Origin of the sequence: Limisalsivibrio acetivorans (genome assembly GCF_000421105.1) — a bacterium.
Taxonomy (GTDB): domain Bacteria; phylum Chrysiogenota; class Deferribacteres; order Deferribacterales; family Geovibrionaceae; genus Limisalsivibrio; species Limisalsivibrio acetivorans.
The window spans coordinates 1,830,490-1,855,079 of sequence record NZ_ATWF01000001.1 but is presented as its reverse complement, the minus strand read 5'-3'; the positions used below and the strand labels follow the sequence as shown (position 1 = coordinate 1,855,079).

The 24,590-nt window shown below is 47.3% G+C and carries 20 protein-coding genes and 2 pseudogenes; 15 read left to right on the top strand and 7 right to left on the bottom strand.

Translation table 11 applies throughout. The features are described 5' to 3' along the window. The first annotated feature begins 20 nt into the window (after nt 1-20). Nucleotides 21-638: a TetR/AcrR family transcriptional regulator gene (locus K300_RS0108790; protein WP_022851303.1), complete on the top strand. Its 618-nt coding sequence runs from the start codon at nt 21-23 to the stop codon at nt 636-638. A gap of 86 nt (nt 639-724) precedes the next feature. Here K300_RS0108790 and K300_RS0108785 read toward each other — a convergent pair whose 3' ends face one another. Further along, nucleotides 725-1,243 (bottom strand): hypothetical protein, encoded by a 519-nt coding sequence (locus tag K300_RS0108785; protein ID WP_022851302.1) that lies wholly within the window; start codon nt 1,241-1,243, stop codon nt 725-727. Between the two features lie 310 nt (nt 1,244-1,553). Between K300_RS0108785 and K300_RS0108780 the strand changes: the two genes are divergently transcribed. The 9 genes from K300_RS0108780 to K300_RS0108740 all read left to right on the top strand — a co-directional run bounded on the left by K300_RS0108780 (nt 1,554) and on the right by K300_RS0108740 (nt 7,759). Continuing rightward, on the top strand, nt 1,554-1,862 hold the full coding sequence (locus K300_RS0108780; protein WP_022851301.1) for a YbaB/EbfC family nucleoid-associated protein: 309 nt from the start codon (nt 1,554-1,556) through the stop codon (nt 1,860-1,862). 25 nt (nt 1,863-1,887) lie between these two features. Next, nucleotides 1,888-2,487: a recombination mediator RecR gene (recR, locus tag K300_RS0108775; protein ID WP_022851300.1), complete on the top strand. Its 600-nt coding sequence runs from the start codon at nt 1,888-1,890 to the stop codon at nt 2,485-2,487. A 19-nt stretch (nt 2,488-2,506) separates the two neighbouring features. Next, entirely contained in the window at nt 2,507-4,048 is a 1,542-nt protein-coding gene (locus K300_RS0108770; RefSeq protein WP_022851299.1) for an Rne/Rng family ribonuclease, read from the top strand. A gap of 1 nt (nt 4,049) precedes the next feature. Next, a complete protein-coding gene (locus tag K300_RS0108765) occupies nt 4,050-4,643 on the top strand; it encodes an RlmE family RNA methyltransferase (protein WP_022851298.1) in 594 nt (197 codons plus the stop codon). Then, a complete protein-coding gene (gene larB, locus K300_RS0108760) occupies nt 4,630-5,367 on the top strand; it encodes a nickel pincer cofactor biosynthesis protein LarB (protein ID WP_022851297.1) in 738 nt (245 codons plus the stop codon). The genes K300_RS0108765 and larB overlap by 14 nt, the downstream gene beginning before the upstream one ends. 3 nt (nt 5,368-5,370) lie before the next feature. Further along, on the top strand, nt 5,371-5,994 hold the full coding sequence (locus K300_RS0108755; RefSeq protein ID WP_022851296.1) for a nitroreductase family protein: 624 nt from the start codon (nt 5,371-5,373) through the stop codon (nt 5,992-5,994). Next, nucleotides 5,994-6,755: a DUF169 domain-containing protein gene (locus tag K300_RS0108750; RefSeq protein ID WP_022851295.1), complete on the top strand. Its 762-nt coding sequence runs from the start codon at nt 5,994-5,996 to the stop codon at nt 6,753-6,755. The genes K300_RS0108755 and K300_RS0108750 overlap by 1 nt, the downstream gene beginning before the upstream one ends. 133 nt (nt 6,756-6,888) lie before the next feature. Continuing rightward, nucleotides 6,889-7,311 (top strand): DUF134 domain-containing protein, encoded by a 423-nt coding sequence (locus K300_RS15175; RefSeq protein ID WP_022851294.1) that lies wholly within the window; start codon nt 6,889-6,891, stop codon nt 7,309-7,311. Beyond that, nucleotides 7,298-7,759: a pyridoxamine 5'-phosphate oxidase family protein gene (locus tag K300_RS0108740; RefSeq protein WP_022851293.1), complete on the top strand. Its 462-nt coding sequence runs from the start codon at nt 7,298-7,300 to the stop codon at nt 7,757-7,759. The genes K300_RS15175 and K300_RS0108740 overlap by 14 nt, the downstream gene beginning before the upstream one ends. On the opposite strand, the gene K300_RS16220 is transcribed toward K300_RS0108740, so the two are convergent. Next, nucleotides 7,760-9,829, bottom strand: coding sequence for a GAF domain-containing sensor histidine kinase (locus K300_RS16220; RefSeq protein ID WP_022851292.1), 2,070 nt, complete (start codon nt 9,827-9,829; stop codon nt 7,760-7,762). It abuts the gene before it with no gap. Nucleotides 9,830-9,886: 57 nt separating this feature from the next. Beyond that, nucleotides 9,887-10,621: a M15 family metallopeptidase gene (locus K300_RS0108730; RefSeq protein WP_022851291.1), complete on the bottom strand. Its 735-nt coding sequence runs from the start codon at nt 10,619-10,621 to the stop codon at nt 9,887-9,889. A gap of 75 nt (nt 10,622-10,696) precedes the next feature. Between K300_RS0108730 and budA the strand changes: the two genes are divergently transcribed. Beyond that, nucleotides 10,697-11,452, top strand: a complete 756-nt coding sequence (gene budA / locus K300_RS0108725; protein WP_022851290.1) for an acetolactate decarboxylase — start codon at nt 10,697-10,699, stop codon at nt 11,450-11,452. Here budA and K300_RS0108720 read toward each other — a convergent pair. Further along, nucleotides 11,449-14,445, bottom strand: coding sequence for an ATP-binding protein (locus tag K300_RS0108720; protein ID WP_022851289.1), 2,997 nt, complete (start codon nt 14,443-14,445; stop codon nt 11,449-11,451). The two genes, budA and K300_RS0108720, sit on opposite strands and share 4 nt — an antisense overlap. A gap of 115 nt (nt 14,446-14,560) precedes the next feature. Between K300_RS0108720 and K300_RS16215 the strand changes: the two genes are divergently transcribed. Together K300_RS16215 and K300_RS16210 are read left to right on the top strand one after the other, a co-directional pair. After that, nucleotides 14,561-15,532 (top strand): response regulator, encoded by a 972-nt coding sequence (locus K300_RS16215; RefSeq protein WP_022851288.1) that lies wholly within the window; start codon nt 14,561-14,563, stop codon nt 15,530-15,532. Nucleotides 15,533-15,621: 89 nt separating this feature from the next. Continuing rightward, nucleotides 15,622-18,669 carry a response regulator gene (locus K300_RS16210; protein ID WP_022851287.1) on the top strand — a complete coding sequence of 1,016 codons (3,048 nt, stop codon included), beginning with the start codon at nt 15,622-15,624 and terminating at the stop codon, nt 18,667-18,669. Here the strand turns inward: K300_RS16210 and K300_RS0108705 are convergent. After that, a complete protein-coding gene (locus K300_RS0108705) occupies nt 18,666-20,093 on the bottom strand; it encodes an aminotransferase-like domain-containing protein (RefSeq protein WP_022851286.1) in 1,428 nt (475 codons plus the stop codon). The two genes, K300_RS16210 and K300_RS0108705, sit on opposite strands and share 4 nt — an antisense overlap. Before the next feature lie 100 nt (nt 20,094-20,193). Between K300_RS0108705 and K300_RS0108700 the strand changes: the two genes are divergently transcribed. Together K300_RS0108700 and K300_RS16965 are read left to right on the top strand one after the other, a co-directional pair. Next, the gene (locus tag K300_RS0108700; protein ID WP_022851285.1) at nt 20,194-20,418 is read left to right on the top strand and encodes a DUF2917 domain-containing protein; all 225 of its coding nucleotides are present in this window, start codon (nt 20,194-20,196) and stop codon (nt 20,416-20,418) included. A gap of 1,088 nt (nt 20,419-21,506) precedes the next feature. Next, nucleotides 21,507-22,083, top strand: a pseudogene (locus K300_RS16965) (transposase); the annotation flags it as partial. Nucleotides 22,084-22,125: 42 nt separating this feature from the next. Here K300_RS16965 and K300_RS0108690 read toward each other — a convergent pair. Both K300_RS0108690 and K300_RS16580 read right to left on the bottom strand, forming a co-directional pair. Then, nucleotides 22,126-23,385, bottom strand: coding sequence for a S8 family peptidase (locus K300_RS0108690; protein ID WP_162139871.1), 1,260 nt, complete (start codon nt 23,383-23,385; stop codon nt 22,126-22,128). Nucleotides 23,386-23,451: 66 nt separating this feature from the next. After that, nucleotides 23,452-24,560: pseudogene (locus tag K300_RS16580) on the bottom strand (IS3 family transposase). Nucleotides 24,561-24,590: the final 30 nt, after the last annotated feature.

The window sequence follows — 24,590 nt, the reverse complement described above, 5'->3', positions numbered from 1 at the left end:
CTGTGTCCGAAGGGGTAAGGATGAAGGATAAGGATATTAAAACCGTTTCTGAGATAAAGAGGGAGTCTATAACGGAGGCAGCTGCCGAGCTTTTTCTTAGCAATGGCTTCGGCAGTGTCAGCATGGATGAGATCGCCTCTAAGGCGGAGGTGTCAAAGCGAACGGTTTACAATCACTTTTCGTCAAAGGAGATGCTTTTCGCCGAGGTTGTTCGTATGACATGGAGCCGTCTGGAGGCTCCGGAGCTAGATCCCTGCTCGGATACTCCGGTGGCTGTAGAACTGAAATCCTTCAGTATCAAGCTCCTTGAACTCCTTCGTTCCGAGACATTTACCAAGCTTCTCCGTCTTGTTATGGGCGAGGCTGGCCGGTTTCCGGTGCTTAATGAGATGTACTCAGAGAACAGCGTTCGACCCATGCTCGCAACTTTGGAAGAGTACCTGAAGCTCAAATCGGAGCAGGGGCTTTTGAAAATAGATGACCCCGCTCTTGCATCCCAGCAGTTTCTTGGGATCATTAAGGAGTCTCTCTTCTGGCCCGTCCTCCTAGGTATATATCCAAGACCGGAGAAGAAGAGGGAGCAGGAGATTATAGACAGCTCAATAAAAGCTTTTTTCAAGATTCACGGCAATACGTAGGTAAAAGCCCCATCCCCAGATATTTATTACTTCACAGCGCCGCACTTGGTTCCTGTCCATGCGGTTCAGCAGGCAGTTAATAAATCTCAGTAATTCTCCGCATTGATAAGCCTCGGCGTGTTGGATATCTTTTGAAAAACCAGTGTAAAATCATAGGGAACATTGGCTCCGGTAATACAATTTTCATAACTCAACGTCATGAAATGTTCATCTATAATTTCGTGGTAATTGTTTGTGCAGTTCTGGGCGTCCATTAAGAAGCTGTCCGGATCAATAGATTCGTATCTCTTCAGCCGCAACAGTGCCCCCACCTGGTACTTAACAGAGGATTGGTCGTTATCCGTATCGATGCTCATCTCACCGAAACACATATCCCCCTCGTCGCAGATGTACTCACCTTCGAAGGAGTCGAGCCTGTATTCCTCAAGGGTGTAAAAGCCATTGTAAGTTTCGAAGTCTGCATAGGAAAGTGAGCGGACATCGGGTTCGCTGTTCTCGTTGGGGGGCTTGTCGAATGGTGAGCTGTACTCAGATTCCTCCGCTGCGCATGCAGATATAATGGCAAACATAACAATGATCAGAAAAAAGTGTAGTGCAGATCTCATCTCCGCTTTCCTCCGGTGACTTCTCATGGAGCCGATTTTTCGACGGTTCCATGGCTCAAGATCCTAAACCTCAGCCCATTATACATACACTAATAGAAAATGACATTCACATTTATAATGAGATTATGAGTATATCCTTCTTTGACATATGTTTATAGTTACATTTATTTTTGTCACATATGCACAATTTTATGTCAAAAAGAAAACTCTTTATTTAAATCGCTCAGCTTGTATAATAATTAGTTCTAAGAATAATTATCAGCCAGAATAACCATAAAAGAATAATTAAAGATATAAGGAGAATACCGACATGAACATGCAGCAGATGATGAAACAGGCTCAGAAGATGCAGAAGAAGCTTGAGGAGGCCCAGGAAGAGGCAGCCAAAGAAGTTGTTGAGGCCTCCGCCGGCGGCGGTATGGTTACCGTTAAGGTTAACGGCAAGAACGAGCTACTTGACATCAATATTGAGAAGGAAGTGGTTGATCCCGAGGATGTGGACATGCTCCAGGACCTCATTGTCGCCGCTGTTAACGAAGGGATGACAAAGGCTCAGGAAACCGTGCAGGAGAAGCTTTCCAGCGTAACAGGCGGTATGAATATTCCGGGACTGTTCTAAAAAGCCCGGCTCTTAAAAGGGCTTTATGATACGAAACAGAATATTCGAGAACTGTCTTCATGAGCTTTCCCGTCTGCCCGGTATAGGAAAGAAAACCGCCGGGCGACTGGCACTGCATATCCTCAAGATGAAGGACGAGGATGTTAAGCGTCTCGCTGAAAGCATAACCACCCTTAAGGAAAAAACCGTCTTCTGCAAGCTTTGCGGCGGTATTTCAGAGGGTGAGCTCTGTTCCATATGCAGTGATCCATACAGGGACAAGTCCAAGATCTGCGTTGTAGAGGAGCCGAGGGATATATTTATCCTTGAGGCAACGGGCTCATTCACAGGCCTTTACCATGTTCTGGGGGGAAAGATCTCTCCTCTGGACGGCATAGGACCCGATGAGCTGAACATTGCGGATCTGCTTAAAAAGGGAGCCTCGGGCGAAATCGAAGAGGTGATTATCGCTCTTAACCCCGATGTAGAGGGGGAAACAACGGCTGTTTATATCTCACGCCAGCTGCAGAACTATCCCGATATATCCGTAACCAAGATCGCAAGCGGCGTACCCATAGGCTCCCATCTGGAATATACCGATGAGATAACCCTATTGAAAGCATTGGAAGGCAGGACACGAATCTAATCTTTATAAAGGTGAAGAAGTGTCCAAAGAGATTATTATAAATTCAACGGTGAACGAGTGCCGTGTTGCTGTTCAGGAGAACGGCAACACCTCGGAACTCTTTATCGAAAGGGAACACAGCAAAAACGTAGCAGGAAATATATATAAGGGGAAGATCGTCAAGGTTCTCCCCGGCATCCAGTCCGCCTTTGTGGATATCGGCCTGCATAAGGCCGCATTCCTCCCCGTGGCGGATGTTTATGTGGAAAACGGCGAGAGGGTAAGCTTCCTTGAGAAGAGCGTAGATGGAAGCATAGAGGACGAGGCGGATATTGATATCGACCAGCACCGCCCACCCGCCGGAGACCTTCCCCCGATACAGGAACTCCTCACAGAGGGGCAGGAGATCATCGTTCAGGTGGCCAAAGAGGCCATCGGACAGAAGGGCGCAAGGCTCACTACCCATCTCACCGTACCCGGACGCTATATCGTGCTTATGCCCGGCTATGAGCATGTGGGTGTATCCCGCAAGATCGAGGGTGAGGGCGAGCGTGAGCGTCTGCGGAAGATCCTCAAAGAGATAAAACCGGAGGGTATGGGTCTTATAGCCAGAACCGTCTCTGCGGATCGTGATGAGGAGGAGATCCATGCGGATCTCGACTATCTCCTTCGCTTCTGGGGGAAGATACGTGAGCGTATGAACAGGGTTAAGGCCCCTTCACTCATCTATGAGGATCACGACCTCATCTTCCGCACACTGCGGGATGTGGTGAACGAAAGCGTCAGCCGCATCATCATAGACAACAAGTCCGACTATCTTAAGATGAAGACCTTCCTCAGGGAGTATATGCCCGACCTGCGGGTGGATGTCTCATTGTATGAGAACGAGCTCCCCATCTTTGACCACTACAACATTGAGATAGAGATAAACCGTCTGCTGGATAAAAAGGTATGGCTTAAATCCGGTGGTTACATTGTTATCGATCAGGCGGAAGCGCTCACGGTTATCGATGTGAACACTGGCAGATACGTGGGCAAGCGCAACTTCGAGGAGACCATTCTCAAAACAAACCTTGAAGCGGCCAAGGAAATAGCATGGCAGCTGCGGCTGCGGAATATAGGCGGGATTATCATCGTCGATTTCATCGATATGAGCCGTGAGGAGAACAAGGAGAAGGTTCTCATATCACTCGAGTCCGAGCTTAAGAACGACAGGGCGAAATGCTCTGTGGTGAACATATCCCCCCTCGGGCTTGTGGAGATAACGAGGAAGCGTGTACAGGAGAGCCTCACACGCATACTCAGCGAGCCCTGCCCCTACTGTGAAGGGAGGGGTATCGTTAAGTCGAAGCTCACCGTCTGTTATGATATACTCAGGGAGATACGCAGGGTCGCCCCCTTCTTTAACTCAAACAGCAAGATACTGGTGGAGGCGCATCCGGATGTGGTGGACCTCGTGCTGAACGATGAGAAGGAAAGCCTTGATGAGATAGAGCTTATGCTCAACGTAACCATAGAGATAAGGCCCAACGACGAGTATCATATAGAACACTACGATGTAACATCCATTAAGAAGAGATAATATGTACGATAGAAAGGATCCATACTATAAAAAAGCGAAGCAGGAGGGGTATAAGTCCCGTGCTGCATACAAGCTGAAAGAGATCGATAAAAAGTACAATCTGTACCATCAGAACAGCAGGGTTCTGGATGCGGGGTGTGCACCCGGCGGATGGAGCCAGGTGCTTCTGGAGAGAGTGAAGAACGGCGTTGTTGTCGGTGTGGACATACTCGAGATGGACAGCCTCAACCACCCCGCTTTCCACTTTATCCACGGCGATATAACCGAGGATGAAACCGTGGAAAGGATTCTCGAGATCTCCGACAAATACGATCTTGTAGTCTCCGATGCCGCTCCGAACACCTCGGGGCAGAAACTGCTGGACCATGTGAACAGCGTGGAACTTGTGCAGAAGATAGCTGAACTCACCCGTAAGGTATTAAAGAAGAAGGGAACATTCCTCTTCAAACTTTTTGAGGGGGAGGATAAGGATATGGTCCTCAAAGGTCTCAGGAAGGATTTTGATATGGTTAAGGTGGTTAAACCCGATGCAACCAGAAAGAACTCCTTTGAGATATATGTAATATGCAGGGGGTACAAAGGTGAACAGGGATGAATTGCTTGAACTGCTGGAGGCTGTGTCAAAGGGTGAACTAAAGCCGGATGACGCCGCTGGAAAGCTTTCCATGAGCTGGGACGGCTTCAACGGAGATATGGGCAGAGGCCTGCGCCTCGGATTTGACGAGGTTATCTTCGGCAGAGGCAAAACCAAGGAGCAGATCGAACAGATCGCCGGCGAATATTTATCCAACGAGCTGAACTTCTTCTGCACCGGCCTGGATGATCAAAAGTACGCATACCTTTCAGGGATATACCCTCAGTTTGAATACAATCCTTTGGCGGGAACCATGCGGTATATGAAAAAGGAACCCGTAAAGCTCAACGGGACAGCCGCCGTTATAACCGCAGGAACCTCCGACATGAAGGTCGCCCTTGAGGCGGCAGAAACCCTTGAAATTCTCGGCATAGAGCATGAAATTTACAGTGATATAGGTGTTGCCGGTCTCCACCGTTTTGTGAACAGAGCGGAGCAAATCCGAGCTAAAGATGTTATTATCGTGGTAGCCGGTATGGAAGGGGCTCTCCCCTCGGTTGTAGGGGGCAGTTTTCCCCAGCCTGTGATTGCCGTGCCCTCTTCGGTGGGATACGGAGTTTCCAAAGGCGGTTTCACTGCACTTCTTGGAATGCTCTCCAGTTGCGCCCCGGGGGTTACGGTTGTTAATATAGACAACGGGTACGGTGCGGCTGTGGCCGCCTTTCGTATCCTCAACGGGAGGTAATTCATGGAACTGCTCAATGCTATCAGAGAAAGACGTTCGATAAACGATTTCGATTCCACAAAACACATATCCGATGAGAAGCTCGAGGAGCTGCTCAGCCTTGCAGCCCTTGCACCCTCCTCCTTCAATCTGCAGCCTTGGGAGGCTGTGGTTGTTCGTACTGATGAAAAGAAAAAGGCCCTTCGTGAGGCGGCTTTCGGCCAGCCGAAGGTTGAGGACGCCTCGGCGGTTATCATAGTTGTGGGTAACGCCGATGCTGTGGAGGAGAACCTTGAGGATATAATCCAGAGTATGATCGATAACGGGTACGTCGATGAAGAGAGTGCGGACGGCCCCAGAGGGATGGCCTCCAGCTTCTATGGAGAGCCGGACAGCGAACGCAGAAGGATCTTCGCCGCTAAGAATGCCGCCTTCTTCGGCATGAGTATTATGCTGGCCGCCAAGGGGCTGGGTCTCGATACCCATCCCATGGACGGCTTCGACGAGGCTAAGGTGAAGGAGATTTTCGGCATCGATGAGAAGGATGTTGTTCCCATGCTCATAGCCGTTGGCTCCCTTCAGCCAGGCAAGACTCTTCTGCCCAGAAATGTCCGCTTCAGTCCTGAAAGATTTGCAAGGTTCGAATAATGGGTGGCGGCGGCTTCCTTGAAGCACTGAACAAATGCGTAAACCCCGGCAGCATGGCTGTCGGGGTTAAGATAATAAAGGATGAATCCCTCATAGAGGGTGTAAAGCTCCGTGTTAAAGACAAGAAAATCAATATCTGCCAGCAGATAGCCTATTCAAGGTACTACGGCTGGCCTACCTACATCACTTCTGCACATAGTTTCTGTGTACTCGGCTCCGCCTGTGCAGGGCTCATAGAGCCTCCGGAAAGGGTTATGAAGGGTGAGGTGAACTGCTCCGTTTATCAAAAAACCCCCGAGGCGGCCGTTAAGATGCAGGAGATGATGCCGAGACTCCCCGCCGGAACTAAGGGTGTACTCACATTCCCCCTTTCCAGACCCATAGAAGGTATCGAACCCGATTGTGCTGTGATCTACATGAATACCGCCCAGTCGATGCGCATGGTTCAGGCTTTTCTATACGCAGAAGGGGGGGATCTGGTTTTCAAAACATCCGGTGATGCAGGTGTCTGCTCGAGGGGTGTTGCGGAGACAATCCTTGAGAAGAAACCTGTAGTGGAGATCCCCTGCCTCGGCGATAGGCGTTTCGCCATGGCTCAGGACCATGAGATGATAACCGCCTTCCCGTGGGAAATGGCCGATGAAGTGGCCGAAGGTCTTATAAGCACCCATAAAGCGGGCATCAGATACCCCATACCATTCCAGATGCCGGAGGGGTGTGATCTCCCCGAGCCCTACACCACAAGGGAAGAAGATATTTAAATCATATTGGTTCAATAAGATTATTGAGTCCCTGCTGTTTTTATGATATTAAAAGAGTTGAATCTTCTTAACAATAGCTCATATTGAAGTATCATAAAGTAAGGACTTTTTTATTTTTTATTGGAGGTAATATATGCCCAGGCCCTTGAAACCGAGGACGGTTGGCCTCAGACCTGAAGTTTGTCACTTCAAGCCAAGAGGAGTTCCATCCAAGAAGCTCAAAACAGCAGTACTTACCCTTGATGAATTTGAAGCGATACGTCTCGCAGACTACGAAGGTCTTTCCCATGAAGAAGCCGCAATCCTTATGAACATCTCCCGCCCGACGTTTTCCCGTTTGGTTGAGAAAGCCAGGGTTAAGGTTGCCGGGTTCATCGTAAACGCTGAACAGCTTGTTATCGAAGGCGGAAACGTTGAATACTCCGACCATCTCCACTGCCCCAAATGCAAACAAGAGGGTATGGATAGCGATGGGATCGGCAAAAGAGCAGAGATATGCTCCAACCTTTCCAGCTGTGAGCTGAACGAGCAGGAAACGGTGGATGCGAAGGGCTGACAAAGAGATAAAAGACCAGGAAACAATAATCGGGATCCTCAAGGGTGGTGATACACTTCATATCGCCGCTGTTGAGGGTTCCCGCCCTTATATCTTCACTGTAAACTACGGCTTCGACGGCGAGAATATCTTCTTCCATTCTGCAAAGCAGGGACGGAAAATAAACATCCTCAAACAACTCCCCACGGTATCATTCCAGGTTATTACGGAGAACAGGATAGCCCCCGAAACCACAGGGTGCAGATGGACCTGTCTTTATACCTCTGTATATGGTGAAGGGAAGGCGGAATTCCTTGATGACTTTGATGAAAAAGTCTATGCGCTGAATGCTCTCATGAAGCAGTACGGTGGTGAAGAGGAGGCTTTCCCAAGGGAGAGCGTTGATTCTGTTGAGGTTATAAGGATCGTACCGGAGGTACTCACAGGGAAGACGTACTCACCGAAGTGATTACCCTTCATCACCGAAACAGCACTCCTTGCCATCGTCCGTGGTGTAATGCGGGATATTTATCGTAAAAGATGTGCCCTTTCCCTTTTCGCTTTCGCAGGAGATATTTCCACGATGCTGACGGACGATTCCGTAAACTATGGAGAGACCAAGACCGGTCCCTTTGCCTGGCTCTTTGGTTGTGTAGAAGGGATCGAATATGTGTCTTGCAGTATCCGGGTCCATACCGTGGCCGTTGTCGCTTATCACAATCCTTGCACAGACCGGTGAGCCCTCAGCACGCTGGAGTGATGTTTCCACACGGAGCTTACCCCCATCGGGCATGGCGTCCTTGGCGTTGGAGGCTATGTTCATCAGAACCTGCTCCATCTGCACGCTGTCCGCATAAACGTGGACAGGCTCATCACAGAGGATCATTTCAAGCTCTATCTTATCATCAAGGATCCTGGCCAGAAGATCCTCATAATCCTTTATCACAACATTGATATCCTGAACCTCCGGCCTGTTTGGCTGTTTTCTGGCGAAGGTTAGCAGGCCGTTCGTAAGCTTCGATGCCTTCTGCACGGCCTTCTGGATATGTGTGATATACTCGTATTCTGCTGAATGTTCATCGGCTGTTTTCAGGAGTCTTGCGGAGAAGCCTCCGATAACCATAATAATATTCTTTAGGTCGTGGGCGAAGTTCCCCGCCATTTCGCCGATTAGGTTAAGCCTCTGGGAGTGGCGCACCTGCTCCTCAAGAATGCGGCGTTCGGTGATATCCTCTTTAACGCTTATGTAGTTTACGATCTCTCCGCCGGGCTCCCGAACTGGGAAGATAATTGCAGATTCCCAATAAAGCCCTCCGTCCTTTCTCTTGTTGCAGAGCTCCCCCTTCCAGATATTACCTTCTGCAATGGTTTCCCAGAGCTCCTGATATACGGAATCCTCCATCCTTCCCGATTTAAGGAGTCTGGGGTTCTCACCCACCGCTTCCTCATAGGTGTATCCGGAGGTCTGCTCAAAATGCGGGTTCACATATTCTATCATTCCGTCCCTGTTTGTAATAACAACTGAGACGGTGCTCTGTTCAATGGCGTTGCGAAGGAGGTTCAACTGTTTGCGAATGCGGACACGTTCGGATATGTCCCTTACTATGGAGACGATATAGCTCACCTCTCCGAGGGAGAAACAGTGTGCTCCGACCATCACCGGCAGGAGTGAGCCTGACTTTGTGAACATCACAGCCTCAAAGTAGCAGTGACCGTTATTCAGCAGTGAGCTTCTTATATTGTTTATATCGTATTTGCCGCTGGGGTACTCAAGATCACCCGGCGTCATTCCGATGAGCTCATCCCTTGTATAGCCTAGCTTTCCGCATGCTTCATCGTTTACTTCTATGAATCTTCCGTTCCTGAGGTCATGGGTGAATTCGTGGACAAAGATCGCATCGGAGGAATTGTTGAAAAGGACGTTGTACTTCTGTTCGAATATATCCGATTTGTGCTCAAGTATACGGCACTCCTCCCGGTCGCCGATTACACCCAGGCATGCACTCAAATCGCTCATAAGGCCTTCAAGTACCTGCATCTCAAAGCTGTCGAATCTGTCCTTTTCCGAGGCATAGATGCAGAGAACTCCGGATACTCCACCGAGGCTTGATATGGGTATGGCGGCAAAGGATCCGAACCCGCTGTCGAGGGCCTTATCTCTCCAGTTGAGATACTCACTGTCCTCTATCCTGTTTTCGATAACTGTTTCTTCGTTTAAGGCGCATATTGCCGCAGGGCCTGATGAAGGATCTGAGGTGTCAAGGCGTACAGAGTTGTTGTCCAGATAGCTGAAATGATCGCCGTGGGAGGCGGCGGGGATTATGATCTTTTCGTCTAGTTCAAGCAGAAATCCCATCCAAACCATACTGTAGCCGCAGATCTCCACAGCACGGCGGCAGATTATGGAGAGGAGCTCCTGATCATCGGCGGAATCCGCAAGGGCATGGTTCAGGCTCCTGTGCAGGCTTACCGCCATTTTGGAGCATTCAAGCTCCCGCTCAATATGCTGTCTTCTTCCTCTTTCCTCTTCGCTTTTCATAAACCAGCCCTGTTTATAATTAAGATATTTTAAGCACTCTCCGCCGCAATATTAAGTTCACTTTACCGGAAAATCGAAATAGGTATCTCCGAACGGCTCGTTTTTGAGGGTGTAGTGCCACCACTCCCTGCTGTAGTTCTTAAATCCGTGTCTCTGCATCCCTTCGAGGAGCATGCTTCTGTTCTCTGCGGCCTTTCCGGTTATTGCTGGATGGAGTGTGGAGGAGAGCTCGTGGAAGCAATCGAACCCTGTGCCCATATCTATGCTGTTGTCGCCGTAGCGGTTATCCTCAATGCAGTCCCTGAGATCGATATGGGGGATGTATTCCTCCTGTGACGGCATATCGGCTGGAATAATGGTCAAGTCCACCGTGCTCCCTCTGCTGTGTCCCGAGCGGGAGGCGATGTATCCACGTTCAAACAGAGTGCTCTTGTCCTCATGGAGATAAAACTCACCCTTTGTCAGGGTGTCGCCAGTATCCTTTGCCCACCGCACAAAATGATCCACAGCCCTCTGGGGGCGGTAACAGTCGTACACTTTGAGGGAGAATCCTTTTTCCAGAAGCTCCTGCTGAAAAACCGCCAGAGCGTCCGCAGCCTCTGCGGTAAGGATACATTCAGGCTCTTCATACCCGTCTACGGGAGTGCCAATGAAGTTGTGACTGGTGTGATAGCGGATATCCTTGATGATGGTGGGGGCTCTATCATTCAGGTAAACAAAGCCTTCCGGGAGTTCGGCCGCAAAGACAATATGCGCCAAAGCAATAATAAACAATACCCTGATGATACCCATTTTAGCTCCCCTGTGTTAGTATCGGTTAGGCGCTTAAATGTACCTGAATCGTACTTTTATATATAAGAGGCTGGTATGCAACAATTATTAAAAACTTTTATCATTTTTGTTACTTTTGTCACCTACTCTTTCGCAGGGGAGGTTTTCCAATACTCCACAATAACCGCTCTTATGGAGGGTGTTTACGACGGGGATTATCCCGCACGTGAGCTTGAGGATTCCTCCCTCATAGGCCTTGGAACCTTCAATGCCCTTGACGGTGAGATGGTTATAATGGACGGGCTCGTTTATCAGGTAAATGTGGAGGGTGAGGTTATACCTGTTTCACCCGATACAAAGACCCCCTTTGCCGTTGCTGCTGTTTTTGAGCCGAAGGCGGAGGATAAGGCGGAGGGGGTGGACTGCTCACTCCTGCTGGAGAAAACCGCCGAGCTTGCCAGGAGCAGGAATGCCCTTCTTGCCTACAGCATAGAGGGTGTTTTTGAACATGTGAAGACAAGGAGCGTCCCGGCTCAGAAGAAGCCGTATCCGAGGCTGGTGGATGCGGTGGCGGAGCAGAGGTTCTTTGAGTTTAATGATGTTAAGGGGAGGATGGTAGGCTTCCGTTTCCCCGAATACATGGATGGAGTAAACGTTCCCGGCTTCCATACCCACTTCCTCAACGAAAAGCGCACCGGAGGGGGGCACCTTGTGGACTGCACCGTAAAGGAAGCTTACATAAGCGTTATGGAGGCGGATGTTTTTACTTTGATAATTCCCGGCTCAGAGGATTTCGGCGGCTACACCTCCGAAGGGAGCGAGGGTGAGCTTGAGGCTATCGAGGTACGCTAGGAGAAGGGATCGTGAACATCCTCCCCCGTTTCCTCAGCCAGCATAACCCGTATCTTCTCAAGCTCCTCAATAACAAGGGGGTAGGTTTCGGCGGCTTTCTTGAAGTCGCCGTAACTTCCAAGCTCCTCCATCTCCGCACACTGCCTCGCAAGGCACCTTGCGGCGATACTTTTGGCTCCACCTTTCACCGCATGGGCCATATCAGATAGCGTTTCGCCGTGTGCATCCTTGATCGCCTGCTTCATGAGTATCAGCTTGGCTCTATTCACCGTAAGGAAGTCTCCGACAAGTTCGAGGATAAAGTCCCTGTCCCCTCCGAAGTCCTCCATGAGTTCGTTATAATCGAGAGGGCAGTCCGCCATCTCCTCCCTTTGGTGCTCATCCTGAGGTAGCTCCTCATGTTTGCTGTCATCTTCCCTTCTAAGCCATTTAAACACCTGGGTAACGAGGGTCTCCTTCCTAAGGGGCTTTGTTATATAGTCATCCATTTCGTTGGCCTTGCACTTCTCCCTGTACCCCTGCTGGGCGTGGGCTGTAAGGGCGATTATCGGTGTTCTGGATTCAACGGAGTACCCCTCCAGTCCTTTTTCGAAGGCTCTTATGAGCTTTGTGGCGGAGAAGCCGTCCATGACGGGCATCTGAATATCCATCAGGATAAGATCGTATTTGTTCTCCTTGAACATCTCCACCGCATCACGCCCGTTTTCCGCAAGGTCCACCTTAAGGCCGCTTCTTACAAGATGGCGCAGAGCCACGGTCTGGTTAACGGGGTAGTCGTCCACAAGGAGTATATGGAATGTTTTGCCAGGCTCAGTACGGATTATCTTGTCCTTTTCATGATCCTCGCTGATGATGATGGCTCCGTCCTTCTTTTCATCAAGGGCGTAGAGCATGTCCACAAGACCTTCGATTCCGGTGGGCTTCGTCATAACTCCGGCAAAGCTGTGTTCCTCGAGGAGATAACGGTTAACACGCTTGTCGGGATAGCTCAGAAGAACCTTAACGGCGTTGTCGCAACTGCATCCCGCACTGAAACGTTCGAGCATATTAATCTCTTCCCTTTCATTCTTACCGGCATCCAGAACTATCATCCTGCACTGATCACCCACAGCACAGGCATCCTCAGGCCTCTGTACAAAGGTGGATTCAATGCCCAGAGCGGAGTAGTACTTGCTCAGGATGAATCGCATCTCCTCGGAGTCTGTAACAGTGACAACGGGCATCCCTTCGAAGGTTCTGTCCAGCTCGACATCCCCTTCGGGATCCTTTCTGAGCCGAAGAGTGAAATAGAACCGGCTCCCAGCATCCTTTTCGCTCTCAAGGGAGATCTTGCCGCCCATCAGGTGTACAAGGCTTTTGACAATCGAAAGGCCAAGCCCCGTTCCTCCGTATCTTCTTGTTGTAGAGGCATCCTCCTGAGAGAAGCTTTCGAATATGCTCATCTGTTTTTCGAGTGCGATACCCGCTCCAGTGTCTATTACCTCAAAGAGGATCTCAACACTGTCCCCCCTTTTATCCATAAGGCTCAGCTTTAGAGTGATGTTCCCCTTCGAGGTGAACTTGATTGAGTTGCTTATAAGGTTTGTCAGTGTCTGTCGTATTTTACCGGGGTCCCCCATGAGCGAACGGGGGATGGATGGGTCTATAAACAGGAAGAAATCGAGTCCCTTCTTCCTCGCCTTGAGTACATGGCTCTTTACCATCGGCTCCACAACGGAGGAGATAGAGAACGGTGTCTCCTCAAGCTCAAGCTTGCCCGCCTCTATCTTGGAGAGGTCAAGAACATTGTTGATGAGGCTGAAAAGCGCTCTGTTCTCGTTATCCAGTATCTGCACAAGTTCGAGTTGGGTACTGTCCAGTGTTGTTTCCATGAGCAGTTCGGTCATGCCTATGATACCGTTGATGGGGGTTCTTATCTCATGGCTCACATTGGCGAGGAAGGCTGTTTTCATCCTGTTCTCCGTCTCCGCCTCAACCTGAGCTTTCTGATTTTCCTGAATGTAGTTCTGGTTCTGCTCAAGCTTTTCGAGCATCCAGTTGATAGACTGGATTAAATTACCTATTTCGTCATCCCCTCCGTTGGGTATCCTTCTACCTATGTCGCCGGTGTTTCCAATCTCGTTTATAAGATTTATGTTGCCTGTGAGACGTCTGAAAACGGAACGCTGGAGCAGAAAGAGAGTAAGCGGTATGGTTATTCCCATTATTATAACTATGAAGGTCACAAGCTTGTGCACGGTAAGCAGGGTTGCGTTATAAAAGGGGCGCTGGTAGGTGTATTGTATCCCGAAGGCGGGTAATGAAGCCAGATCCCTGTATACGAGGACCATCTCCGAGTCGTCCATACTGTCGATGGGTGTTCTTAAAACCTTGCCGTAGGATGATTCTATGTTGTCTTGGCCTTCAAGGGGGAACTCCTCCGTAAGTTTAAGGGAGTATTCAAGGGCGGAACCGAGGGAGCGAATAAACGGCTCATCGATAAGAGCCGCAGAGAGTATCTGAACAGGCTCCCCCTCCGTACTCTTTGAATTCGATGCACTGAGCATGACATAACCGGTCTCTGTCTCCGAGATACCTGTTACGGAACCGTTACTGTTAAGCTGCCTGCGTATCTCCCTGTTTTCGAGAAAGGCATAGCTAAGAGCCTCTCCTAAGTCCTCGTTTCCTTCGGTACAGATCGTATTCAGGGACATTCCCTGGGCTGCAAGTATGCAGTCCGCAATGTGGTTCTCCAATTTCCCCGACAGGCGTGAGGGATTGTTTTGTATAACCTGTTGCGCCATTTCCTGGCACAGCTCTGTGGAGAGTGTTTGAAGGGAGTCAAAACGCATATCTATCATATTGACAACCTGTGCCCCCATCCTGTCGGTAAGTTTTTTCTCCATTCCTGTGAAGGTTTTCAGGAGAAAGCTGTAAGAATAAACAGCGATTATGATAAGCGTTGCCAGGGAGGTCAGGCTTAGTATAAGGGTAACTTTTGTTCTGAGCTTCATAGGGGCTCCGGTTTTTTGTATGCTTGAAAACAGCAGTTTATTTGTTTATTATTTACTTGAAGAAAGGTAAAGTCAAGAAATTGACCCATATACAAATAGATAAAAGAGTGTACATATGATAAGAATTTTATTGGTAGACGATGACCCAGTTACAAGAAAAAGATACGACCACACACTTCTGAAGATCAAGGATGTAGAAACCGAACACGCCGAGAACGGCAAAGAGGCTGTGGAAAAGGCAAGGGCTAATAAACCCGATATCGTAATAATGGACTATCTTATGCCCGTTATGAACGGTATGGAGGCCTCAAAGCTTCTTATCCAGATGTTTCCCGATATTGTCCTTATTGTTTCTACCACAATGCGTAAGGAGAAACTTACGGAGGATATGCTCAGTGCGGGTGCGGTTCTTCTCATCCACAAGCCTGTAAACCCCAATATGCTAAGGCTGACCATAGAGAACTTCTCCGATATAATATCCCAGAAACGCTATGCGGCTGAACGCAAAAGGGAGATAGAAGAGAGCAGGGATGAGGTGGCCTTGCCCCCTGTTATCCTCAAGCCCGAAGAGCCGATCTACGAGAAGAAGGAGATAGTGGGCCCCGGAGGAAGGAAGCTTACCCGGATTGAAAGCAAACTCCTTGAAAAAAGTACCTTATCAGGGATAGGAACGGATAAGTTCTTTCAGAACTACGGCTCCGATTTCAGTGATGAGGTAGATACCATCATTGACCTTTCCGAGGAGATAAGCGGCTACATCTTAACCGTGTCAAACAACCACCGCCTTGAGGATATAAACACCCTCGGAGCAAAGATGCATGAGCTTTCCGTTGTCCTGAACTCCTTCCGTGAGTTTCCGGCTGTCGTTTACTCCCTTAACACCTTTGCCTCAATGCTGGAGCGTTTTGATAAAAGCTGTATGAGTGCGTATAACCTGTCCCAGCTGGTGGAAATACTTACCCAATTTGACGATGTTCTCCAGGAGTGGTGCAATATTATCTTCATAAACAGGGATACTGATAACATTAACTTTATTGACAACCTTATACTTACATACAGCCTCCAGCTCGATGTGATCGATTGCTGATATATGGGTGGTAATATTTAGCTGTACAGTTTAATATTGCAGGATAGAAGAATAAAAATTTTCCATTTTTGTTCTGATCGGAGGTTGTGTTGAGGACTGTTCTGGTTCTTCTTGTGTTTCTTGCTGATGTCTTGGCGTGTTCATGGTTTTTTGCACAGATGTCTGCTGATAAACGTCTTCTTGAAGAAGATATCCTCGCTTCGTTAAGCACAGAGTATCAGAGCGCCTACCACAGGTTTACCTCAGAAATACCCGAGATCTACAGGCTGATCGATGAAAATGAAGGGGTTCTTAGGGCGATGTCCATAGCCTCCTCACAGCCGGAGCGTATCGAAGAGGCAAGGCGCATGCTTGCCGAAAGCTTCTTTGATACTTACTCTGCCCTTGCAAGGCTGGGTTTCTGGCAGATACACTTCCATCTCCCAGACACAACCAGCCTGATGCGTATGCATAAAAGGGGGAAATACGGCGACGTACTGGGCGATTTCCGCTATTCAATCTACCTCGCAAATATTGAAAAACAGACAGTAGAGGGACTTGAGGTTGGCAGAACATTCAACTCATACAGGTTCGTCTACCCCCTGAGCTACGAAGGGGAACACGTGGGGAGTGTCGGCCTGAGCATCTGCGCCATGCATTTCACCCATATGATGCTGGATGTATACGGCGGCTACTACTATTTTGCAACCCATAAAGACTATACTGAAAATCGGCTTTCCAAGGATAGTATGGAGAAATACAAGCCCACACCCTTCTCAGACGATTACCTTTACGACAAAGATATCGAATCTGAGGACTGCTCCCCCCCGGCATCCACAAGATTCCCCGAAGATATATTCAACATCTTCAATGAGCAGTTGAGGGCAGAAGCTTCCGGCGAAATCGAAGCAAAAGAATCCTTCGTTTACCACAAAAACATAAACGGCATAGAGATGGCTGCCTCCTTTCTCCCGGTAGAGGATGTTTCCGGCGACAGAACCTCATATGTTGTTAAGTACTCCGAAGAGCCCGGGTTCACCTCCATTCGCAACGACTTTTACAGAAAGATAGCCTATACAAACCTTATGGCTTTGCTGATCGCAGGAATACTGATGCTGATGGAGAACAACAGGCGCAAGGTTTTAGAGATAAACGAAGCACTCAATGAGAAGATACGCGAACAGGAAGAGTTCGAAGAGGAACTGAAGAAAGCGAAGGAGGAGGCAGAGGTTGCAAACCGCTCCAAGGATATGTTCCTTGCAAATATGAGCCACGAGATCCGTACACCGATGAACGGAATTATTGGCATGAATAGCCTGCTGCTTAACACCTCGCTCACTCAGGAGCAGAAAGAATACGCAGAGACCGTCGCCACATCGGCGGAATCCCTTTTGGTAATAATAAACGACATCCTCGATTTTTCCCGTATTGAGGCGGGGCAGATGGAGCTTGAAAATATTGAGTTTAATATTAACGAGGCTGTGGAAAGTACCGTTGATGCACTCACACTAAGGGCACACCAGAAGGATCTATACATCGCATTTCTTGTGGACTCAAGTATCCCCGCCATGGTTTCAGGTGATCCATGGAGGCTTAGGCAGATCATCGTGAACCTTCTTGGTAACGCTGTAAAATTCACCGACAAAGGAGGTATATATTTCGAGGTTGTTCCTGAAAAGGTGACACAGAGTTATGTGAAGCTCGTTTTCCGTGTGAACGATACCGGCATAGGCATCCCCGAAGACAGAGTGGACAAGCTCTTTGACTCCTTCTCCCAGGCGGATATCTCAATGTCCAGAAAGTACGGGGGCTCCGGCCTTGGCCTTGCCATATCAAAAAAACTCACAGAGATGATGGGGGGAGAGATCGGCTGCGACAGTGATGAGGGTATCGGCTCAACCTTCTGGTTTAGTGCAGTTTTTGAAAGGGCTGATTCACCCCCCGTTGTTATCGATGATAGGCTCAGGGACAGGAGAGTGCTCGTTGTGGATAGCAATAAGAGCTGTGCCTATTCCACTGCGGAGAAATTAAAGGCGCTCGGTTGCAGTGTTGATTATTCTGTAAATCTGGAGGAAGCCCTTGATATACTAAGGAAATCCGCTGCAGGAAATAGACATTTTGAGGCTGCCGTTGTCTCCTCCGGATTTGCACTCAATGAGACGCCGGAACTTATAAGGTTCCGTGAAAGCGCAGAAAGTTTCAGCTGCAGGCTCATAATGTGCATACCCCTTGGCCAGCATATATCCGAAACACGCATACTTGATGCAGGCTTCCATGGTCATGTGTTCCGCCCTGTTAAGAGGCACTACCTTAAGCGGAATCTGCTCAGAGTGCTCGGCTACAATGTGGAGGATGAGCCGCACAGTAAACAGGCCGGTGTTTTTGAGAACCTCGACAATGGTGTTAACAGAAGAGATAAGATTATCCTCCTTGCAGAGGATAATGTTGTTAACCAGAAGCTGGCTCTCAAACTGCTGGATAAGCTAGGCTACAATGTTGAGCTTGCGGATAACGGGCTCAGCGTTCTAGATATGATGATGGAGAACGAGTACGACCTTGTCCTTATGGATATACAGATGCCCGGACTCAGCGGTATAGAGGCGACAATAAAGATCAGAAACACTGAAACAGGGGTAAAAAACCCCGATGTCCCCATAGTAGCTATGACAGCCCATGCCATGAAGGAGGACAAGGACAAGTTTCTCGAAGCGGGTATGGATGACTATCTTTCCAAGCCCTTCCGTCCGGAGGAGCTTGTGGAGATACTGAATAAGTACCTTTACGAAAAAGAAAACGGCAACGGCCAGAGGGAATCAGAAAAGGAGCAGATATTTAATGCACCCGAACTCATGTCTCTCATGGGCGAGAAGGAGCTCTTCTACGATGTTATAAACATGTTCATCGCCGACACCGATGAGAAGCTGGAGGATCTGGAAAAGGCTGTGAGTATGGTTAAGCCTTGGGATATCCAGAACCTTGCCCAGTATATCAAAGGAGCTTCGGGGGATGTTACCGCCGAGGCTATGCGCTCTGCTGCCCTTGAGCTTGAGATTGCAGGAAAGGAAGAAGATATGATGAGGGCCTCCGAAAAGCTTAAGGAGCTTCGTGAAGAGTTCGAGCACTTCAAAAAAGCGGTTAACCCGATAATCTCGCTCTAAGCACCGGCCACATCAGCACAAATACTCCCAAGTTTTTTGAGGGCACTGCTGTAGCGTTCGTTTAACGGTGTTCCGCAGTTTATGCGCATATAATTCTTATAGTTTTCTCCCGTTGTGAAAAGATAGCCGGGAACGGTTCCTATACCTTCCTCCATAGCTTTCCTGTATACCTCAAAGGTGTCTGTTTCGCCGGGAAGCTCCACCCAGAGTATGTATCCTCCAGAGGGATTAGTTATCCTCGTTCCCTCGGGAAAGCTCTCTGCGATCATATTTCTGTACCTTGCTATCTGCTGCCAGTAAGTTTTGCGCACCTTGACTATGTACCTGCTGTATTTTCCAGTGGCGAGATAATCGCTTATGGCAAGCTGGGTTATCCGTGAGGTATCCAGAACTGTGGTCAGCTTCATGTTCATGATCTCCTCATAATGTCTTCCGGGACATACCCAGCCTATGCGAAAGGAGGGTGCGAGGGTCTTGCTGAAGGATGAAACGTAGATTACATCACCCGTTTCTGAGTATGAAAAAAGACTGCTCGGCCTCGTTTCGGAGTGAGGGAGTTCGCCGTATATATCATCCTCAATAACGGTTACGCCTCTACCTTCACACAGCCTGACCAGACGCTTCTTGTTCTCTTCGGGCATGAGACAGCCGAGGGGGTTGCTGAAGTTCGCCTGTAGCAGAACTGCTTTTATATCATGTTTCTGGAGCATGTCATCCAGACTGTCTATGTCCATGCCGGTCTCAGGCGATGTTGGTATCTCCAGGCAATATACACCCAGTGTTTCAAGTGTTCTGACGTATCCGAAATGCAGAGGTGTTTCCACTGCCACGATGTCACCCGGTTTGGTGAGCACCCTTAAAGCGTGGGAGATCCCCTCCGTTGCACCGCTGGTAATTATTATGTCGTCACGGTGAGGATTGGAACCGTTCTGTGTCATAAGATAGGCGATATTATGGCGGAGTTCGGGGTTACCGTTGAACTTCTCAAAGGAGTTGTAGTCATTTCGGTTATTCAATATGTACTTGGTTGTTCTTGCAAGCTCAGCAGAGGGAAGAAGATCAAGGGCAGGCAGCGCACCGCCAAACTGAACGAGATCCGGGTTGGACATGGAGTTGCATACACTAAACATCATGCTGAATTTATCCACCCTGCGAACCTCAATCTTCCGTTCGCCGCCGCACTGTACACTAGGGATCGAGCTGTTCCCTGCAACATAGAATCCGGACTGGGGCTTCGCCTCCAGAATACCATCCTGCTCCATATCTACATATGCCTTCATTACAGTAGTTACAGAAAGACCCATTTCACGGCTCATCTGACGCAAAGATGGAACCTTATCGCCGGTAGATAAATGCCCTCCCCTGATAAGCTCAAGTATACGTTCCTGTACCTTCTCGTATCTGTACTGCTCTTTAACCCGCATCAGCACCTCGCTGTTATTGAAACAATTCTATAAAACTGTAACTGTTATTATATACAAGAGTGCATATTATGGAATCACAAAATGAATAAGGGGGTGCAACATGGCAAAGAAAAGTCTTAAACTAACTCTGGACAAGAGTAATATCATGTCGATGAACGGTCTTCGTACTGCCGATATTGAATGCTGTAGTGGTGCTCTCTGGGTAACTGGCGGTGAGGGTGATATGATCCTGTCCGCTGGTGAAAGAAAGAGGATCCGTGTGGATGGGAAGTTAATAATTGAGGGGAGAGCAGAGCGCTCAAGTATCTGTATAGGTCATTTTTGATTTTTTGCGTAAGCGAGAAGGAAGTAACTAATTAATATTTGGGAAATTCATCATCCTGAGAATTTCCCTGGTCTGATTTAATCTATGGAATTTACCATCCATGGAAATTCCATCGTTGTTCGGGCAGGGTAACCCTGCCCTCTCGCACTTCCGGCTACGTGAATTGAGCAGAGCCCAATTCAGCTACGCCTTCAGAGCCAACATCTACATAATCTGGGAAATTCATCATCCTGAGAATTTCCCTGCCGCTACGCTCGGCAAAGCCTTCGCTTCGCTTACTTCCGGCTACGTCAGACCAGCAAAGCTGTTCTTCCTTTCGCCTTCAGGGCTTCCATCCTTGGAAGCCTTTTATATATCAACCTCAAACATGTGATTAGCATAAGCTTTCAGGGACGAAAGCGTACTACACATCAATCATTATATTTATCTTCAAAATGGGTTTTTGAGGGGTGCGGGGAACTTTGTTCCCTAAAAAATTCCCTGCGATCTTTTACTTTCATACTTATATTCGAAATTAGTCACTAATTTATTTGGCTTCGTGCTAAAGCACGCCATACTTTTGGCGCAAAAGTATGCAAAACTATTCCCTCAGGGTTTTCCAGCCCCCATTGTTACTCATTTATTATCATAAATTCGTAATTTATGGTGGTTCCCTCATTTCACACTTTTTCCACCTGAAGTTTTGCTGATGCTGATGAGTGTAACCGGACTTCATACGTTTCAGTGTTCAATAATTGGGATTCTCTCACCTATCACGTGCGGCCAAAACTTCCGGGCGGTTCCAAAAGAGCTCATTCGGCTGTAAAACATTCGGGGAAGACTAAGAGCTTTTAAGGCCAAATGAGTTATTGGCTTTTAGTCTACTTGTTGGCGGAACTCCATTTCACGTCTCACGTTGTTTTCTCTTGAGAGTAAACGTTATAGCCAGCTCGATTTAATTCTGACGATGAGGGTTGCTACCCAATAGGCTTCCATGGGTGGAAGCCTGTTAGGTATAGGCCTTAATAATTACCTTCGGTAATCTCCCCGTAAAAAGGGAGTATTTATAAGTAGAATTTTCTCGTTATAGTAAAAGGAGGAGATTTTACATGAAGAAGTCACGATTCAGCGAGAGTCAGATATTTAAGATTTTAAAGGAAGCCGAGAATGGTGTACCAGTACCTGAATTATGCCGAGAATATGGCATGAGCAGCGCAGCATTTTATAAATGGCGCTCTAAATATGGCGGTATGGATGTATCCGCGATGAATCGCCTAAAAGAGCTTGAGCAAGAGAACAAACAGCTCAAAAAGATGTACGCAGAATCTCAGCTCAAGACAGAGGTTCTGAAGGATGCGCTAGAAAAAAAGTTTTAAGGCCGTCTCAACGGAAAGAGATGGCCGTGTCAGCGGTTGATAAGGGTCTCTTAAATATTCGTCAGGCATGCGAAGCATTCGGGATCAGTGAAAGTTGTTATCGATATAAGAGAAAGCTTTCTGATGAGAATGGTCTTATTGCAGACTGGCTCATACGGTTGACACATAACAACCGTAACTGGGTTTTGGTCTTTGCTTTTGTCATCTTCGCAATGTAAGGGGCTTCGGCTGGAATCATAAGCGTGTTTATCGTATATATTGTGAGCTTGAACTTAATATGCGTAGAAAGCGTATTCAGCGAGAGAAACCGGTATAAGTTACTGCTAAAAATGGGAGGATTACAATTCCACCGTCAATCGTCCTCATTTACTAATAATTTGTAAATATTATATATGCTTAGCCTGCCCCCGAGCCCTTCTAGCAAGTTCCTGCAACTGTCCAAGCCTTCAGAACTCATTTGTAAAATATTTCGGACTTCTTCTACTGATGATTCAGGTTTATACGACTTTATCAATGCTACAGCTGCAGATACATGGGGTATTGCAGCTGAACCAAGTGTCAGATATGAATACTTATCTTTACCAACAGCACACAATACATCATCAAAATTCGCATTGTGGCTACTAAAAATTATTTTATCACTCAGATTAAGGTGAGAGTAAATTTCTCTAAAATTGTTAATCTTTTTCCTACTACCCCCGGGCGCAAAAATCTCATATGTAAAAGAATATGAAGCATGAGAAGAAATGCAGTCATGTATATTATGGGGGCCTACACTTATTGTCCTAGTGCTGGCGGGCATCATATAGTTTTCCCAAGTGCCTGTATTACCAGCTCCTGTTACAACAACAATATCTTCTTCGTATGCGTAATCTAATGCAGAGCGGATACTTTTCAAGATATCTATATTTTTTTCGCTGTATAAGCCGGTACGGAACTTATTTTCATTTTCAGTAAAATATGTGGGAATAATTAATTCATCTACACCTCCACCTATATGAATAACTTCTGCTCCATTCTCTACTGCATATTTAATAGCATTAGCCATATTGTCTAAGTTAGTGCTTATCGGCATAATGACAGCCTTACTGAAAATGCCAGCCATTCCAATCCCATTTCCAGTTTCTGCCCCAATGATAGAGGCTACGCATCCTCCATGGTAAACAGAAGAATTCGGAGTTTTGTTATCATAACTCTCCGTACTATCCTTTTTACCAGTCCTAAAATTCCATCCCTCTGTTACTCTGTTACGCAAGTCATCATGCTTTACATTCACGCTTCGATCTATTACAGCAACTATAACTTCTCTCGGGGCATTGTTGTTTATCTCATTATAGTTTTCAGCGTAGTCATCACCATAAACTGAACGCAAGTTCCATTGTAATTTTGATAGAGGGTCATTAGTAATTTTTGATTGAACCAATTCATCTATTTCAACGGTGTAGTTATCGTTTGCTACTAGACCAGTATCAGGAACTGATTTTGAATTTTCTTTAATTCCAGCTCGGGCAGTATCTTCAGGCTTGCTCATCAACTCTTGAAATATAATATTTCCAATACCTTCACTTGAAATCACTAAGTAAAAAACAGAGAAGAATATGAGTATGCCCAAAACATTCTTATAATTCAATTTCATATTATCATTTCATAAATAGATGGAATTGTAATCCTCTCATTTTTAGCAGTAACTTATAGTAGAATATCTTTCTGTACTTTTTAGTTTTTGTATAGAAGTAATGCCTCCTATAGCAGTATTCAGCCTCTCATTGTTATATGTCCATAGCCAGTGAGTGGCATGATCTCTTAACACTTCAAGATTATCAAATATGTAATGTCCAAGCCAGTCATATCTCACAGTCCTATTATAACGCTCTATATAGGCATTCTGCTGAGGCTTGCCTGGCTGAATATGTTATACGTATATTACGCTTTTCTGCCCATACACGAAACTTGCTGCTCGTAAACTCAGAGCCATTGTCGCAGCGGATCATCTCCGGCTTTCCTCGCCACTCAATGATATTATCAAGGGAGCGAATAACTCTTTCAGTAGGCAAAGATAGATCGATCTCAATACCTAAACTTTCTCTATTATAATCCTCTAAAACATTGAGTAGCCTTACACTGCGACCATCTCCAAGCTGGTCATGCATAAAGTCTATTGACCATACCTTATTAACACTCTCAGGCTGAGATAACGGCTCCGGTTTCTCTCGCTGAATACGCTTTCTAGGCTTTATACGCATATTAAGTTCAAGCTCACAATATATACGATAAACATGCTTATGATTCCAGCCGAAGCCCCTTACATTGCGAAGATGACAAAAGCAAAGACCAAAACCCAGTTACGGTTGTTATGTGTCAACCGTATGAGCCAGTCTGCAATAAGACCATTCTCATCAGAAAGCTTTCTCTTATATCGATAACAACTTTCACTGATCCCGAATGCTTCGCATACCTGACGAATATTTAAGAGACCCTTATCAACCGCTGACACGGCCATCTCTTTCCGTTGAGACGGCCTTAAAACTTTTTTTCTAGCGCATCCTTCAGAATCTCTGTCTTGAGCTGAGATTCTGCGTACATCTTTTTGAGCTGTTTGTTCTCTTGCTCAAGCTCTTTTAGGCGATTCATCGCGGATACATCCATACCGCCATATTTAGAGCGCCATTTATAAAATGCTGCGCTGCTCATGCCATATTCTCGGCATAATTCAGGTACTGGTACACCATTCTCGGCTTCCTTTAAAATCTTAAATATCTGACTCTCGCTGAATCGTGACTTCTTCATGTAAAATCTCCTCCTTTTACTATAACGAGA

What these genes read in the sequence shown, in the direction of transcription:
- K300_RS0108790 (WP_022851303.1), top strand. Translation starts at nt 21, where the DNA reads ATGAAGGATAAGGATATTAAAACCGTTTCTGAGATAAAGAGGGAGTCT.
- K300_RS0108785 (WP_022851302.1), bottom strand. Translation starts at nt 1,243, where the DNA reads ATGAGATCTGCACTACACTTTTTTCTGATCATTGTTATGTTTGCCATT.
- K300_RS0108780 (WP_022851301.1), top strand. Translation starts at nt 1,554, where the DNA reads ATGAACATGCAGCAGATGATGAAACAGGCTCAGAAGATGCAGAAGAAG.
- recR (WP_022851300.1), top strand. Translation starts at nt 1,888, where the DNA reads ATGATACGAAACAGAATATTCGAGAACTGTCTTCATGAGCTTTCCCGT.
- K300_RS0108765 (WP_022851298.1), top strand. Translation starts at nt 4,050, where the DNA reads ATGTACGATAGAAAGGATCCATACTATAAAAAAGCGAAGCAGGAGGGG.
- K300_RS0108755 (WP_022851296.1), top strand. Translation starts at nt 5,371, where the DNA reads ATGGAACTGCTCAATGCTATCAGAGAAAGACGTTCGATAAACGATTTC.
- K300_RS0108750 (WP_022851295.1), top strand. Translation starts at nt 5,994, where the DNA reads ATGGGTGGCGGCGGCTTCCTTGAAGCACTGAACAAATGCGTAAACCCC.
- K300_RS15175 (WP_022851294.1), top strand. Translation starts at nt 6,889, where the DNA reads ATGCCCAGGCCCTTGAAACCGAGGACGGTTGGCCTCAGACCTGAAGTT.
- K300_RS0108740 (WP_022851293.1), top strand. Translation starts at nt 7,298, where the DNA reads ATGCGAAGGGCTGACAAAGAGATAAAAGACCAGGAAACAATAATCGGG.
- K300_RS16220 (WP_022851292.1), bottom strand. Translation starts at nt 9,829, where the DNA reads ATGAAAAGCGAAGAGGAAAGAGGAAGAAGACAGCATATTGAGCGGGAG.
- K300_RS0108730 (WP_022851291.1), bottom strand. Translation starts at nt 10,621, where the DNA reads ATGGGTATCATCAGGGTATTGTTTATTATTGCTTTGGCGCATATTGTC.
- budA (WP_022851290.1), top strand. Translation starts at nt 10,697, where the DNA reads ATGCAACAATTATTAAAAACTTTTATCATTTTTGTTACTTTTGTCACC.
- K300_RS0108720 (WP_022851289.1), bottom strand. Translation starts at nt 14,445, where the DNA reads ATGAAGCTCAGAACAAAAGTTACCCTTATACTAAGCCTGACCTCCCTG.
- K300_RS16215 (WP_022851288.1), top strand. Translation starts at nt 14,561, where the DNA reads ATGATAAGAATTTTATTGGTAGACGATGACCCAGTTACAAGAAAAAGA.
- K300_RS0108705 (WP_022851286.1), bottom strand. Translation starts at nt 20,093, where the DNA reads ATGCGGGTTAAAGAGCAGTACAGATACGAGAAGGTACAGGAACGTATA.
- K300_RS0108700 (WP_022851285.1), top strand. Translation starts at nt 20,194, where the DNA reads ATGGCAAAGAAAAGTCTTAAACTAACTCTGGACAAGAGTAATATCATG.